15 protein-coding genes are annotated in these 15,814 nt (G+C 32.3%); 12 read left to right on the top strand and 3 right to left on the bottom strand.

Going from position 1 to position 15,814, the window contains the following annotated elements; all coding sequences use genetic code 11:
* Window positions 1-58 precede the first annotated feature (58 nt).
* A complete protein-coding gene (gene hslO, locus AC2LE6_RS01685; protein WP_484477504.1) occupies window positions 59-931 on the bottom strand; it encodes an Hsp33 family molecular chaperone HslO in 873 nt (290 codons plus the stop codon).
* Window positions 932-1,043: 112 nt separating this feature from the next.
* On the opposite strand from hslO, the gene dusB reads away from it, so the two are divergent.
* Window positions 1,044-2,021, top strand: coding sequence for a tRNA dihydrouridine synthase DusB (dusB, locus tag AC2LE6_RS01680; RefSeq protein WP_484477503.1), 978 nt, complete (start codon window positions 1,044-1,046; stop codon window positions 2,019-2,021).
* A 1-nt stretch (window position 2,022) separates the two neighbouring features.
* On the opposite strand, the gene hflX is transcribed toward dusB, so the two are convergent.
* Together hflX and AC2LE6_RS01670 are read right to left on the bottom strand one after the other, a co-directional pair.
* On the bottom strand, window positions 2,023-3,273 hold the full coding sequence (gene hflX / locus AC2LE6_RS01675) for a GTPase HflX (RefSeq protein ID WP_484477502.1): 1,251 nt from the start codon (window positions 3,271-3,273) through the stop codon (window positions 2,023-2,025).
* Window positions 3,274-3,332: 59 nt separating this feature from the next.
* On the bottom strand, window positions 3,333-5,864 hold the full coding sequence (locus AC2LE6_RS01670) for a vitamin B12-dependent ribonucleotide reductase (RefSeq protein ID WP_484477501.1): 2,532 nt from the start codon (window positions 5,862-5,864) through the stop codon (window positions 3,333-3,335).
* A 298-nt stretch (window positions 5,865-6,162) separates the two neighbouring features.
* On the opposite strand from AC2LE6_RS01670, the gene AC2LE6_RS01665 reads away from it, so the two are divergent.
* The 11 genes from AC2LE6_RS01665 (at window position 6,163) to AC2LE6_RS01615 (ending at window position 15,795) form a co-directional block, all read left to right on the top strand.
* Window positions 6,163-6,894, top strand: coding sequence for a diadenylate cyclase (locus AC2LE6_RS01665; RefSeq protein ID WP_484477500.1), 732 nt, complete (start codon window positions 6,163-6,165; stop codon window positions 6,892-6,894).
* A 275-nt stretch (window positions 6,895-7,169) separates the two neighbouring features.
* Window positions 7,170-9,506, top strand: coding sequence for a hypothetical protein (locus tag AC2LE6_RS01660; RefSeq protein ID WP_484477499.1), 2,337 nt, complete (start codon window positions 7,170-7,172; stop codon window positions 9,504-9,506).
* Between the two features lie 11 nt (window positions 9,507-9,517).
* Window positions 9,518-10,681, top strand: a complete 1,164-nt coding sequence (locus AC2LE6_RS01655) for a sensor domain-containing diguanylate cyclase (RefSeq protein ID WP_484477498.1) — start codon at window positions 9,518-9,520, stop codon at window positions 10,679-10,681.
* A gap of 343 nt (window positions 10,682-11,024) precedes the next feature.
* On the top strand, window positions 11,025-11,681 hold the full coding sequence (gene ispD, locus AC2LE6_RS01650; protein WP_484477497.1) for a 2-C-methyl-D-erythritol 4-phosphate cytidylyltransferase: 657 nt from the start codon (window positions 11,025-11,027) through the stop codon (window positions 11,679-11,681).
* Window positions 11,678-12,157 carry a 2-C-methyl-D-erythritol 2,4-cyclodiphosphate synthase gene (ispF, locus tag AC2LE6_RS01645; RefSeq protein ID WP_484477496.1) on the top strand — a complete coding sequence of 160 codons (480 nt, stop codon included), beginning with the start codon at window positions 11,678-11,680 and terminating at the stop codon, window positions 12,155-12,157. The genes ispD and ispF overlap by 4 nt, the downstream gene beginning before the upstream one ends.
* Window positions 12,158-12,403 (top strand): PspC domain-containing protein, encoded by a 246-nt coding sequence (locus AC2LE6_RS01640; protein ID WP_484477495.1) that lies wholly within the window; start codon window positions 12,158-12,160, stop codon window positions 12,401-12,403.
* 9 nt (window positions 12,404-12,412) lie between these two features.
* Window positions 12,413-12,664, top strand: a complete 252-nt coding sequence (locus AC2LE6_RS01635) for a YutD-like domain-containing protein (protein ID WP_484477494.1) — start codon at window positions 12,413-12,415, stop codon at window positions 12,662-12,664.
* 82 nt (window positions 12,665-12,746) lie between these two features.
* Complete coding sequence (locus AC2LE6_RS01630; RefSeq protein ID WP_484477493.1) at window positions 12,747-12,980, top strand: NifU family protein; 234 nt, start codon at window positions 12,747-12,749, stop codon at window positions 12,978-12,980.
* Between the two features lie 96 nt (window positions 12,981-13,076).
* Window positions 13,077-13,406: a S1 RNA-binding domain-containing protein gene (locus AC2LE6_RS01625; RefSeq protein WP_484477492.1), complete on the top strand. Its 330-nt coding sequence runs from the start codon at window positions 13,077-13,079 to the stop codon at window positions 13,404-13,406.
* A 90-nt stretch (window positions 13,407-13,496) separates the two neighbouring features.
* A complete protein-coding gene (locus tag AC2LE6_RS01620) occupies window positions 13,497-14,828 on the top strand; it encodes a glucose-6-phosphate isomerase (protein ID WP_484477491.1) in 1,332 nt (443 codons plus the stop codon).
* A 64-nt stretch (window positions 14,829-14,892) separates the two neighbouring features.
* Window positions 14,893-15,795, top strand: coding sequence for a DMT family transporter (locus AC2LE6_RS01615; RefSeq protein WP_484477490.1), 903 nt, complete (start codon window positions 14,893-14,895; stop codon window positions 15,793-15,795).
* The last annotated feature ends 19 nt before the right edge of the window (window positions 15,796-15,814 follow it).

Here is a 15,814-nt window from a genome sequence, read left to right as displayed (position 1 = left end):
TACCCGTTGTATATTTAAACTTTCAATTCGGATAAATAAAAAAAATAGGACGAATATCCTATTTTTTTATTTGCTCAATTATTTGTGCAATTTCATCTTCTGTAAAATGATAGTGCTCATTGCAGAACTGACAAGTAACATCAATTTTTTTATCTTCTTCTTTAATTTCAGTTAGTTGATCTACACCTAAACTGATTAAACCTTTTTCGAATTTTTCTTTGTGACAATTACATTTATAGTTTAAATCTAATTTCTCTAGTAATTGAGAATCACCTTTTGTAATTAACTCAACAATGTCTTCGGGAGTACTTCCACTAGCGATCAACTCACTGATTGGAGGTATTTCCTTCAATACTTTTTCTATCTTATCTAAAGTCTCTGGTTTACAACCTGGCATTACTTGAAGAATATAACCACCACTAGCCTGTATAGTGTTATCCTCATTAACGAGTACACCGAGTCCTACTGCGCTTGGAATTTGCTCTGAAGCTGTGAAATAATAAGCAAAGTCTTCCGCTATTTCACCAGTTTGTATTTGAGCGCTTGATGTAAACATATCACGTATTTTTAAGTCTTTTGTTACGTGAATAAAGCCATTACCAACTGCTTGTCCTACATTTAGTTTGCCAGTATTGTATTGCAAAAACACATGGGGATTACCTACGTACCCTCGTACTTCACCATAAGTGTTGGTTGTTGCAAGCATACTGTCTATTGGACCATCAGCCTCAACTCTTATTGTGAGTTCTTGATCGCCTTTGTACATTGCACCCATTATAATACTAGTTGTTAGTAAACGTCCTAATGCAGCGGCAGAAGTTGGCCAAAGATCATGTCTTTGCTGTGCTTCGGCAACCAAATTAGTTGTTTTTGCTGTATATAACCTAACTGTTCCATCAAAAGCATATGCTTTTACTAAATAATCATTCATTTATATCACCTTTTCCAATTATATCACTTAATTATTATAAATAAAATCAAACACATTGCAATATCTTTTGAAATTTAATACAATAGGTATGATTTATTGAAAGAGTGATAGTATGTTTAAAATAGGAAAATTTGAAATTAAGAATAAGGTTGTTATGGCTCCGATGGCTGGAGTATCTAATATAGCCTTTAGAAGTATTGTGAAAGAATTTGGTGCTGGTCTTATTTATAGTGAGATGGTTAGTGACAAAGCTCTTACTTTTAGAAATGAAAAAACAATGAAGATGATCCGCGTTACAGAAGAGGAACGTCCTTTAGTTATGCAAATTTTCGGTTCTGATATCGAAAGCATGATTACAGGGGCAAAAATATTAGACGATGAATCTAATTGTGATATTATTGATATAAACTTTGGATGTCCTGTAACAAAAATCGTTAAAAGCGGTGCGGGAAGTAAGTTAATGCAGGATCCTGATAAGGTTTATGCGATAGTAAAAGCTATTGTTGATAATGTTAAAAAGCCTGTAACTGTTAAAATTAGAACAGGTTGGAACATTCACACTATTAATGATGTGGAAATCGCTAAGTTATGCGAAAAAGCGGGTGCACAGGCAATAGCGATACACGGTAGAACAAAGACACAAATGTATAGTGGGAAAGCAGATTGGTCTAGAATAAGAGCAGTAAAAGAAGCGGTTAGTGTTCCTGTTATTGGGAATGGAGATATATTAACTCCTGAAGATGCTAAGAGAATGATTGATGAAACAGGTTGTGATGCTGTAATGATCGGAAGAGGAACCCTTGGAAACCCTTGGTTAGTGAAACAGATTGTTGATTATTTGGAAACGGGAACTTATCAAAAAGATATTGATATTGACGAAAAGATAGATTACATCATAGCGCATATGGAAAAATTGATTGATTTAAAAGGTTTAAAATTAGCGATTTTAGAAATGAGAAGCCACGCTGCTTGGTATATTAAAGGGCTAAAAGGTGCAACGAAAGTTAAAAATGCGATTTCTCAGATAAGTGATAGGGATAGTTTAATTAAACTATTGAATGAGTATAGAGAATATTTAAAAGAGGACTAAATTAGTCCTCTTTTTTAATGAATTCCTCATATTCGACAAGTTTTGCCTGGGTAAGTTCAACTGTAAGAAGTGTCCCTTCATCCGAATACTCTCTTTTAATGATGTTTGATTGCTCGTTAATCAAAGACATCAATGCCCCTTTACTGAAAGGTATTAATAGCTTTACTTCTGTTAGATCGTTGAATAGTTCCTGTTCTATAAAGCTCAGGACATCTTTTACTCCTTTTTCTTGGAGTAAAGAAACTATAACATTTGGAAAGAATGAAGGCGTTAGAGTGGTTTTGTTTAAATCATACTTATTATATACATATAGCATAGGTATGTCATGAACCCCAATCTCTTCTAGTGTTTTATTCGTAACTTCAATTTGCTGTTTATGAAATTCATGAGAAGAATCTACGACATGTATCAAATAATCTGCTTCAGTAATCTCTTCTAACGTTGATTTGAATGATTCAACGAGATTATGTGGGAGATTTGATACAAAACCTACTGTATCGGTTATTATGAACTGTTTATGTGAATTTAACTCTATTTGACGAGTTGATGTTTCTAGTGTTGCGAATAACATATCTTTAGCAAATACCTTCTTATCACTTTGTTTGTCTGTGATATCTATTAGTTTGTTTAATAGTGTAGATTTACCTGCATTGGTATATCCAACGATAGCTATTTTCTTGATTTTTGATTTGTTTCTATTTTTTCTTTGTATCTTTCTAGAACTAACAACTTCTTCAAGTTCTTTAGTTAATCTATATGTCTCGTGATCAATTCGTCGCCTGTCTAACTCAAGCTTTTTTTCACCAGGGCCTTTTGAGCCAATACCACCTTGTTGTCTATTTAGTGATTCTGTCAATCCAACTAACCGAGGACGCATATATGCTAACTGAGCGATTTCCACCTGAAGCATGGCTTCTTTGGTTTTAGCTCGTTTAGCAAAAATATCAAGTATCAGCATTGTTCTATCTATCACTCTTACATCAAGTACATTTTCTAAGTTTCTTATCTGAGATCCAGATAACTCATTGTTAAAAACAACCATATCTGCATCTAGATTATCTACATATGATTTTATTTCCACTACTTTACCTTTTCCAATGTAGGTAGGTGGGTTCACTCTGTGCATTTGTTGTGTCATGGTGTATAAGACTTCTAATTCGCTAGCAACAGCTAGGTTTTCTAACTCTTCCATGTAATAATCCATCATTCCATCTTTTAAGATATTCGCACCAACTAGTATTACTTTATTCATGGATATCACCTCTATATGTTATTGTATCATAAAAAAAGGCGCTATTTAGCGCCTTTTTATTATAATCCACATTTTAATTGTGCGTTACAGTTAGTACAAGTGTGACAACCACCTAGGTTTTCAACAGTACCTTCCAAACATATCGGACAGATGTCTCCAGCTTCAACACCGATATTTCTATCTTGTCTATCACTACGTAATCCAGCCGTTTTCGTTACTTTTGGTTCTTTTTTCTCTTCTTCTAATTCGATACCTAGTTCAACTAAATCTACTTGTTTAGGTGAAGAAATCTTTTCTTCATCATCTTTTGATAGAGTTAGAACTTGTGCATCTCTTGAACCATCAACATAAACAGTTCCACCTTTTGCGCCACCTTTATATAGTCTCATATATACTTTTTCAACTTCTTCAACACTATATCCTTTTGGAGCATTCACGGTTTTACTAATTGAACTATCTACCCAGTGTTGGATAACACATTGTACATCTACGTGGTCTTCTGGAGCTAATTCCATAGCACTTACGAAGATTTCAGGTAATGTATCTTTCGTCAATTCTGGATGATGTTGTAAGTATTCTTCGACGATCGGAGCATTTACTTCAATAAATTTACCTAAACGTCCACTACGGAAATATGTAAATGCGAAATATGGCTCTAATCCTGTAGATACACCTACCATTGTTCCAGTTGAACCTGTTGGTGCAATTGTAAGTAAGTGAGAATTTCTGATTCCGTGTTTTCTAATTCCTTCACGAACATTCTCTGGTAATTTCTTAGTATAACCACTTTCTAAGAATAATTCGATGCTTCCTTGTTCTTCAAGGAATGGGAATGATCCTTTTTCTTTGGCGATTTCGATACTATTACTGTATGATTCTATTGCGATGAACTCAAACAACTTATCTACTAGTTTATTGGCGTTATCACTACCATAACGGTTGTTTGTCCAAATTAGCAAATCATGTAATCCCATGATACCAAGACCTACACGACGTTCACCTAAAGCTTGTTTTTTATTTTCATCTAAGAAATAATGTGTTTTATCAATTACATTATCTTGCATTCTAATTGCAGTTTTAATCGTTTGTTTAAGTTTTGCCCAATCAACAACCCCTTTATCACGGTCTACCATGTTTGCAAGGTTTAACGCAGCAAGGTTACATACACTGTACGGTGCAAGTGGTTGTTCACCACAAGGGTTTGTACAAACTACTTTTTGATTATATCCCTTAGCATTTGTCATTTTATTTGCATTATCAATGAAGAAAATACCAGGTTCAGCGCTGTATGTAGCGCAAATATTTATTAAATTCCATAGTTCTTTTGCTCTAATTGTTCGGAATGTCTTAACTGGATAGCCAAGTTTTTCCCATTCACGAACGTCACCTACATGCATCCATTGATCGTCATATGCTTTTTTTGTTTCACCATCATATGAGTCCACATCTGGGAAACGTAAAGGATAATCAGCGTCTGCTTCTACAGCTTCCATAAAGTCTTTCGTGATAGCAACACTAATGTTTGCTCCACTTAAGAACTCAGGGTTATTTACTTCATAATGCCCACCTTTATTGATTCGTGCAAAGGCTTGATCTACGATTTGTTTATTGAAAACACCAGGATTCTGTCTGTTATGATCCAATATGTATTCGTTGATTTGTATCTCTGATTCAGTTAGAGGAACAAATTTAAGTTTATTCTTAGCAGCTTGAACAATCGATTGATCCTTAATAGTGTCTATTAGGAATTGTAAGATAGTAGGGTTTTGCATCTTAGATACAATGAATTCTACTATATCAGGGTGCCAATCATGCATCATGATCATTTGTGCACCACGACGGCTTCCACCTTGTTCAACTAAGTGAGTTAATTCACTTAAATCGTGTAACCAGCTTACTGCCCCACTTGATTTACCGTTAACACCTTTTGCTAAAGAGTTCTTTGGACGCAAAGTTGAACCGTTTGTTCCAACTCCACCACCACGACTCATAATTTCCATTACTTGTTTTCTATGATCGCTAATTCCACCACGTGAATCATGTACGTGTGGCATAACAAAGCAATTAAAGTAAGTAACATTCGTTTGGCTTCCTGCACCAAATAAGACTCTTCCAGCAGGAACTAAATTTAAGTTAGCTACTTCATGATAAAATTCATCGATTGTTTCTTTGCTCTCATCTTCCCCAAGATGATGAGCTAAACGCATTGCGATTTGTTCAAAGAACAATTCCAACGGTTTATCGATTTGACGCTTGTTTCTTAGGATTACTCCATCTTTATCAGCGTCTTCAGCGTTACTTAAAGACTCTTCTTCGACTTTTATAGATACGTCATCGCCTTCTATGTTGACAACGGTACCTAAACCTCGACTTGGGAATTTTGGATCATTCTTAACAACTGTTATAACCAAATCTCCAACAGTTAAAGTGTTAAGCGATAAATCCTTTTGTGTATATCTATCTAGCATAACTAATCTAGATACTCCTTCAAATGTTCTTTCCATGTCTTCCGTTATAGTAAAAAGATGTGGGAAACCACTCTTGATGTCATTGTTTAATTTTTGTATTATTTCTGAACTATATTTATGCATTGAAACTACCCCCTAAAAATTAGTGTATATTTATTATATAATATCAAAAGCAATAATATAAGACTTGACTTTTATTTTTTACTGTGAAATCGCTAAGAATAGGGATTTCACAGTTTACTATTATTGGGTAATTTATAGTGATTATAATTTTCATTATCATTTTATAAATTAGTATAACGTTTTCATGTTTTTTGTAATGATTTTTTTTGCTTTACTTTGGACTCTGATTTATAATGATTTTAGTACTATAAAGGATAAATAAAATATGCTATAATTACATGAGAGGAGTGATGCCATTATGGAAAAATTTGATATACTATTAATAAATTTGTATTTATTATCAATTTTCACGCTATTAATCAAACTAAAAACTACGATGTTATTTTATCGCTTCTTTAAATTATTAAACATTCTTTTATTTGGTTTAGTTATTTATTTCTTTATCTCTGATGGAGTATTTACTATAGAAACCTTTGCAAGACTGATTCCAGCAGCTTTCGTATTGATCATACTTGTTCAAACTGAAGCTTTGTTGTTAATGAAAAACTTAGGTTTTAAGAAAAACGCATTATTTGTACAAACATTGGAAGACAATATCAAAATTGAGTTAATCAAAAGTGTCGATTACTTAACAGGGAACAACATCGGAGCATTAATTAGCTTTGAGAAAACGACATCTTTAGATGAGTTTATAATAAAGGCTTATGCTATCAATGCACCGCTTAATTCAGAGTTATTATCAACAATTTTCTATCCAAATACACCGCTTCATGACGGTGCTGTAATTATTAAAGGTAATGAAATAATCTGTGCAGGAGCGTATTATCCTTCGACAGAGAGATTAGATATACCTAAACAACTTGGTTCTAGACATAGAGCGGCAATAGGGATTTCTGAAGTATCAGATGCTTTGACTGTCGTAGTAAGTGAACAAACTGGAGCGCTTAGCGTTGCTGTTGATGGGTATCTTGATTTAGATATTAGTAAAGAATCATTATTACTATATTTAGAGAAACATTTGCAAAAGTAAAGCCGTTACGGCTTTTTTTTTATGTTTTTATAGTCTATGCAAATTGAAGAGTGATAGTATGTTTGTTAAATTGATTGAGGAATTCGCATCACTTAAAGAGGTTCATGAAGTTACCACCGGTGGCTTTGGAGAGAAAAATACGATCACCATTAGGATTGTGAAGTTTATGTCTAAGTAAACAACGAATAAAGCGATTTAATCGTTTTTTCTTTTAACATATATTCATTATATGAATTATGTTATAATGAAGGGTAATAGTTAAGAGGGTGATACACATGGAAAAATATGATGTAGTAGTTATCGGTGGAGGGCTTGGTAGTCTTACCACGGCGACATATTTATCAAAGAGGTTACGTAATGTAGCTGTTTTTGAAGAGAACAAACAGAAAAAACTATTAAAATATTCATCTAAACTAAAAGATCCTAACAATAATTCGTATAACTTTGATTTCTATCACCATGATCTTGGTGGAGTTCATAAAGGGGATTTACTTTATGAATACATTCACAGATGTGGATTAGAAAAGAATTTTACGTTTTTTGATAATGATTATGCGATGGTTATAGACCATGAAAAACGCGTTGTTAAGAGACCTAACGATATCAATAATTTCGTGATTTATTTAGTAAGAAGATACCCAAAGCAGAGAAATGAAATACATAAATTCTTTGGTGCTGTAGAAAAGCATTATGCTGATTATCGAGTTCAGAAAATGGCTAGACTAAACAACGAAGAGTATACAATACCATCAATTCTAATTGAATGGGGAGACTTAAGTTTATTGCAAGTCCTAAAAAGATATTTCAAAGATGAGAACCTAATGAATGAGTTCACATTAGTGTATGATACAGTCGGTTTAGATATAGATAAAGTTCATGCATATAACTACTTTATGAAGTTTTTTGATACATTCATAGATGGTTCGCACTTTCTAGCAAGTTCCTTTAAACGCTTGGTTACTGAAATAACTAAGGAAATTTCCAAAACTAGAGAGAAGATATTTACTGGAAGAAAAATAGATAAATTTGTATTTAAAGATAATGAGATTCACAAGATAATTGATTCAGAGGGTATCGAAATCAAAGCGAAGCATTATGTAATCAATATGAGAATTGACGACTTTGTTGAACAGTATATCCCTTCATCAAGGGATATTAGAGAAAAATTTGAAGACATGTATACAGCTGTTTCCGAACCACAGTACATCAATCAAGTGTACGTAGGATTAGGTAAACCAGCAGAAGAACTTGGAATTAATGAAACGCAATATATCTTTAGTAAGTTTGATACAGATGAAGTAAGAATCAATAGTATTATGAACTATAAAAAGATTGATCCCAAAAGCTGCAAGGATGGCTTAGGTGCAATTTTAATAGAGTTTATTGATATTCAAATGCCAAGAAAAGAAATGCTAACAAAAGTGCTTGATCAATTTGTAACGTATTTCCCAAAGGTAAAAGATAACATCACTGTTTCAAAAATTGGTGTCAAACGACCATATTTGAGTGGCCTTGCATCAAAAGAGTATTGGGAAGATAAGACAATAAATGACTTATTTGATGTTGACGATTATACCGCTATTAACCCGTTTTCCAACGCTTACTTTATTGGATCTTGGTTGAGACCAGAAGCCGGTATTACTGGTATGATTCAATCAGGTGTTGAGTATGGAGACATTATTGATGATTTAATATATCGTGGAGATGATGATGATTATTTCATTACACATGATGAGTTAATGGTTATAATCTCAAATCAGTTCTTTCCGGGTGGATTAGGGAAAGAAGAACATAATATACAATTCTTTGTAGGAAAAGATTCTTATTACATTCGTACAAAGGCAAAACATATTCGTCTGTACCAAGGTGTTACAGACATATCGGACATAATTATTATTGGTACCAACGAATGCTTATACGACCTAAGTGTGGGAAATACCACTCTTGAGAAGGCGATTGATAATGGTAGTTTTGAATATGTAGGTGAACGTAAGTTTTTAGATGAAGTAATAGACGCGTTTGACATGGGAATAGAAGAAAAAGGGAGACAAGATAAGTATTCATATACTCCTGGGCAGTACGGAATACGTTATTTCCTTGCTATGTTCGGTGTTTTAGTATTGTCGAACTTATTAGCGAATTATCATTATTACTTGATTGTAGGACCAATTACGCTTGGTTTACTGGGAATTATAACGTACTTGAAGTATAAAAAACTGAATCATATAAGCGTATTTGATATCCTATCTATGTCTTTATACTTTGTAATATCCATAGTCAGCATATTTAGTACATCAATGAATACATTAGAGGATAGTAGCTACACTACGTTGTTATTCGCAGTTGTATTGCTATCATCTTGGTTAATAAACAAACCAATCCTATTTGGATATATCAAGTATGATTATCGTACAGATTACACAAGAACCAAACTATTTAAGAAAATGGCGGGTGGATTAACCTTTATATGGGGATTATTCTTCGCTGTAGTATCACTATTAAGTTTTTCAATACAAACTAGTTATTCGTCATTAGCGTACTATTTAGCGTTTTTCGCGCTATACCTAATGTTTTATTACCCAACACACTACATTAAAGGAAATATTGAATAGAGGGTGAAATTATGACTGAACGTGACTATATAGTAATTGGTTTACTATCACTATTAGTTATTTACCACGTACTAACAACGCTAACAAACAAGAAAAAGAAGGGTTATTCATTAATAGCCTCTTTTCTATTCTCCCTAGGGTATGTATATCTTATATTCGATAAGAATCAATATGTTGAATATTTTGAGTATTACTATTACGGGACAATTGGTATATTCTCTCTAAACATGTTTATCGGAAACTTATGGAAACATTTTAAGAAGGATATTTCCGAATATGATTTTCTAGCTCTTGAAGAAAAACTAGAGGAACTAGGGGAGTCTTCAGAGTTACTTAGAAGAAGGTTCATTTCAACAATTGAAATACTGAGTGATGGTATCTCATTTAGAGAATCTGATGGACTGATTTTCGGTTCTGATACGTTTATATCCTATTTAGGACTAGAAAACAATCAATTCACAGATGAAGAATTACATAAAAAGATATACAAAGATGATCTACCCCAATATATACAAGCAATGGAAAAAACAACAAAGAGAAACCCTATATATAGAATCGATTATAGAATTAAAAAAGATGAAAAATTATTGTGGGTTAAAGAGGTTGGAAAGAGAATCAATGTTAACAAAAAAAATACATTTATTTCAATAATAAAAATACTAGATATTAAACTTTATCCACAGACAGAAATAGAAGTTCTAAATGGTCTTCAAGGTTCTAGAAAAATGTATGATGAATTACAAAAATTATCCAGAACAAAATCACCATATCATTTGGTAAATATTCAACTAACAAACATCCCGAAAATTAATGAAAAATATGGTAGAGATGTAGGCGATTTAATGATGGGTGAATATATAAAAAAACTCAGATATAATTTCATAAAAGATAATCAGAGTTTATTCCGAATTGGAGGTATAAATTTCGGAATGATAATCAAAGATGATAAAAAATATGAAATACTAGTACGTGCACTACAAGGTGCAGGAGAATTACTTAATTTAAATATGGTATTCGGTGGGATCACACAAACATTGTACCCAAACATAGGTATTGCAGAATCACCATATGAAGGCAAATCCCCTGACAAAGTTATTGAAGAGGCGAATAAAGCACTAGATATTACATTAAAAGACAATTCGAACACAAATTTCAGCTTTTATGATCGTATTTGATATACTTAAGCGTAAAACATATCAAAAAGTTAATGAAATGTACTTTCACATTATTATTTGAGAATTAGAAATTAATTGCATGGGAACCTTATCAAAAGTATCATTACTTTCTACTAGAAATTATTTAAATATACTCAATTAGAATCATATACTATGAAATTGAAAAATATATTGAAGAGCAATATATTTATTAGATGAAAAAATCTGAAATAAAGATTAATATAATTCAAACTGCATTTATTAAATGCTAAATAATACTTTCCACATAATTTTGATTTAAAAATTATATATCAAAATAGTTTTCCACACAGTTAAAATCAATAAGAAAAAAGAGGTTTAATTTATGAGTATATCAGGTATAATATTAGCCGCTGGAAGTGGTAAAAGAACCGGACTGAAATATAATAAAGTTTTATATGAAATCAATGGAAAAAAAGTGATAGATTATAGTATTGATTCCTTTAAAAAATATACAAAAATTACAGAATTGATTTTAGTTGTCTCTGAAGAAGAATTCGAATACTTTTCTTCAAGATATAAAAGTAAAATAAACCATATAATTATAGGCGGTAAGGAAAGACAGGACAGTGTCTTTAAAGCGCTACAAAAAGCGAAAAATGATTACGTTTTAGTCCATGATGGGGCAAGACCATACCTTCCTGAGCACTCAATGAAGGATTTACTATCTGATTTAACCAACCATTCCTCTTTAACTCTGGGTGTCAAAGTAAAAGACACAATACAGGAAGTAAGTGGAAATCGCGTTGTTAAGACTCTTGATAGATCTAACCTGATCATGGTTCAAACACCACAGGCTTTCAAAAAGGATATTTTGCTTAAATCTCATCTTTTGGCACAAAAAGCTAATTTTATTGGTACAGATGACACGGTACTTTTAGAGAGATTCATGGATATAAAAGCAGTTGTAATCGAGGGGGATTATAGAAATATCAAATTAACAACATTAGAAGATATTAAAATTTTAGAGGTGATTTTATGATACGTATAGGACACAGTACAGATATCCACAGACTAGAAGAAGGATATAGATTAATTATTGGTGGAGTAAGAATTCCACACAATAAAGGATCTGTCGGCCATAGTGATGGAGATTGTTTATTACACACAGTCTGTGAATCACTTATTGGAGCACTGGCTCTTGGAGATCTTGGAAAGCTTTTTCCAGATACAAGCGAAAAATTCAAAGGGATAGACTCTAGTCTACTTGTTTTAAAAGTAATGAGTGAAGTTAAAAAGAAAGGGTATAGAGTCATAAATATCGATTCTACTGTATTCTTAGAAAATCCAAAATTAAGACATTATAAAGAAGAAATGCGAGAAAACATTGCAAAGTTACTAGAAGTTGATGTAGAATTTGTAAGTGTAAAAGCAACGACAAGTGAGCGAGTAGGTATAATAGGTAGAGAAGAGGCTATTATGACTGAAAGTATAGTTTTAGTGGAGAAGGTGACTTAAATGGCAAAAAGATTATATAAATCAGATAAGGACAAACAAGTTTCAGGTGTTTGTCAAGGAATTGCAGAATACTTCGATATGGATCCATCAATAGTTAGGATAGCATTTGCCTTTACTATACTATTTATGGGAACAGGATTACTATTATACATAATCATGGCAATTGTCTTACCAGAAAAAAAAGAGGTCATGAATAGTAATAAAAGTGATGATATTTACGAATCATACGACGATAACGATTATTAGGAGGATATCATGATAGAAACAGAACACGGAAACTTTGAGATTATCAAGGATTATAAAGAAGCGTTAGAAATTAAGATTTTTAATGAGAGATATGTAGAGTATTTAGACAAATACACATATATAGTTGGTGATTACAGTGCAGATATGCTTAGATTTAAAGGTTTTTCTGAAGAATCAAAGCAAACTATACCAGATTATTTAATGGAATCAGCAACACCGAATGCACCATATTTTGTACTAAAAAGATTAAATAAGGAATAATCCTTATTTTTTTTAGCGTTTTAGTACACATTGTACGTAATATTGTGTATAATAAATTTGCGAAATTAAAGAGGTGATTACCATGAATTCGGAATTAATTGAAAAACAAGTAAAAGAAATTCTTCACAAAGTTCGTCCTTACTTACAAAGAGATGGTGGAGATGTAAAATATGTTAGATATGAAGACGGAATAGTCTTTGTAGAGATGATGGGTGCATGTGTAGGGTGTAGTGCTCTTGATTCAACACTTAAAGATGGTATTGAGGCTATTTTACTAGAGGAAGTACCTGGAATTATTGGAGTAGAAAATATCTAAAACAAAGAAAACTTAATTGTTTTCTTTTTTTATTGCTTTTAACATATTTAAAAGTTTGATATACTATTTATGAGTAATCAAAAATGAGGAGTTTTAATGATGAATATTAACGACGTTGTTAAAGGTGAGATTACTGCAATAAAGCCCTACGGAGCTTTCGTTAAGGTTAACGATGAGTATATTGGACTAATTCATATAAGTGAATTCAGTGACGGCTTTGTTCGTAGTATCGATGATTATGTATCTGTCGGTGATATTATTGATTTACAAGTAATTAAGGTGAGTGGAACAAAGCTTAGTCTAAGCTTTAAAGCACTTCACAAGCGTAAAAAAAGATATAATATTATATTGGATACAGGTTTTGATCCTTTGAAGCATTCTTTACAAGAATGGATTGGTAACTACAATCTTAAAGACAGTGAGTAATTCACTGTTTTTATTTTGGTTATGTAAAGGCTTTACTATATACAATTATTTGTCAATATGGTAATATATGAACGAATTAGGAGGTATAATATGAAAAAACATTTAAGAGTTGATTATTCAAGAGCAATTGAGTTTTTTAATGAGAAGGATTTACCTAATATAGAACAAGAAATTATAAAGGCACATGAGCTTTTACACAACGGTACTGGTAAGGGTAACGAATACGTAGGTTGGGTTGATTTACCTGTTAACTACGATATCGAAGAGTTTGATAGAATCAAAAAGGCAGCAAAGAGAATTCAACAATCCTCAGAAGTATTACTTGTAATTGGTATTGGAGGATCTTATTTAGGTTCCAAAGCTGTATTAGAGGGGTTACAAAAACATTTTGATAAAGACAGAGGTCTTGAAATCATATTTGTTGGACATCATATTTCTTCAAGTTATATGATGGATCTAATTGATTACATAGCTAATAAGAGTTTTAGTATTAATGTAATTAGTAAATCTGGGACAACTACAGAGCCTGCTATGGCGTTTAGAGCTTTTAAAAAGATACTAATTGAGAAATATGGTAAATCTGAAGCAAAAGACAGAATATATGCAACAACGGATAAAGATAAAGGTGCGTTACGTACTTTAGCAGACAAAGAAGGTTACGAAACATTTGTTGTACCAAACGATGTTGGTGGTAGATTTAGTGTTTTAACAGCGGTGGGATTACTTCCTATCGCGGCTTCAGGACTAGATATAGATAAAATCATGTTAGGTGCAAAAGATGCTTATAACGAATACTTAGAGCCTACTTTAGAGAATGAGGCATATAAATATGTTGCAGTAAGAAATTTGTTATATAGAGATGGAAAGAAAATAGAAATGTTAGTAAATTATGAACCAGCTCTATTCTTTGTAGGTGAATGGTGGAAACAGTTATACGGAGAAAGTGAAGGTAAAAACCATTTAGGTATATTCCCAGCAAGCGCTTCGTTCAGTACTGATTTACACAGTTTAGGACAATACGTACAAGATGGAGAACGTCATCTATTTGAGACGGTTCTAAATGTAGAAGCACCTAGAAGAGAGATGTTTATTGAAGAAGATGAACTAAACCTTGATGGTTTGAACTACTTAAAGGGTAAATCTGTAGATTTTGTTAATAAGCAAGCATTCTACGGAACTATACTTGCCCATAATGATGGTGGAGTACCTAATATAGTTATTAATATGCCAAAACTTGATGAATATACATTTGGTTATTTAATCTATTTCTTTGAGAAAGCTTGTGGAGTTAGTGGATATGTACTAGATGTAAATCCATTCAACCAGCCAGGTGTTGAAGATTACAAACGAAATATGTTCGCATTACTTGGTAAACCAGGTTATGAAGAATTATCAAAAGAGTTAAAGAAACGCTTAAAATAGACAAAAAAGAGTAATTCATTGAATTACTCTTTTTCTTTTGTTATAGTGGACTCGAGGTGTGCATATGAAATCAAAACAGACTTACTCGGAACTTGCATTGGTTATAGTGACAATTATATGGGGATTAGGCTTCCCTATTACAAAATTAGCCTTCAATTATGGTTTTGATGCTTACATGATAATGGTTGGTAGATTTGCTACAGCAACTATTTTGTTAACAATTATATTTCGCAGAAAACTTAAATTCATAAATAAAGAAGTTGTTATATTTGGTGTTATTACAGGATTATTTCTATTCCTAGGTTTCCTTTTTCAAACACTAGGAAACGGTATAACAACACCATCTAAGAATGGTTTTATTACACAATTGAATATTGTGTTTGTTCCATTTCTATACTTTCTATTTTTTAAGAAGAAAGTTGATTTGTACAATATCATATCTGTAGTTGTAGCTACAATTGGGCTTTATGTACTATCTTTTGGATTTGATACAATATCTTTAGAAAACATTAACTTAGGGGATTTTTTCACATTCATATGCGCTATTATGGTCGCATTTAATATTATTACTGGATCGTATTTTCAAAAGAAACACGATTTGGATCCGGCTACATTCGTTTTATTCAATATTTATACAGCTACTTTATTTTCAGTTATAGCGATGTTTATATTCTCAAAGCCTATAGACATTAAAATCTTAGAGTATTGGCCATTACTATTTTTAGGAGTACTTAACACTGCGATAGGATTTTTAGTTCAAAGTTATGCATTAAAATATAGCTTACCTACAAGGGTAAGTCTGATAGTTGTATTAGAAAGTGTGTTTGCAGCAATCGGAAGTGTATTGATTGTAAATGAGGTTTTAACAGAATCAGTGGTAATAGGTGGACTCCTTATTATTGCTGGTGTACTTATTACAGAAATTAAACCATTCAACAAACTGACAAAAGACATTGAAATGAATTAGTTAGTTTGTTAAGGTAGGT

It is taken from the genome of Candidatus Izemoplasma sp. (genome assembly GCF_982632705.1).
The sequence above is the reverse complement of the archived record's forward strand: the minus strand, read 5'-3'. Positions and strand labels throughout refer to the sequence as shown.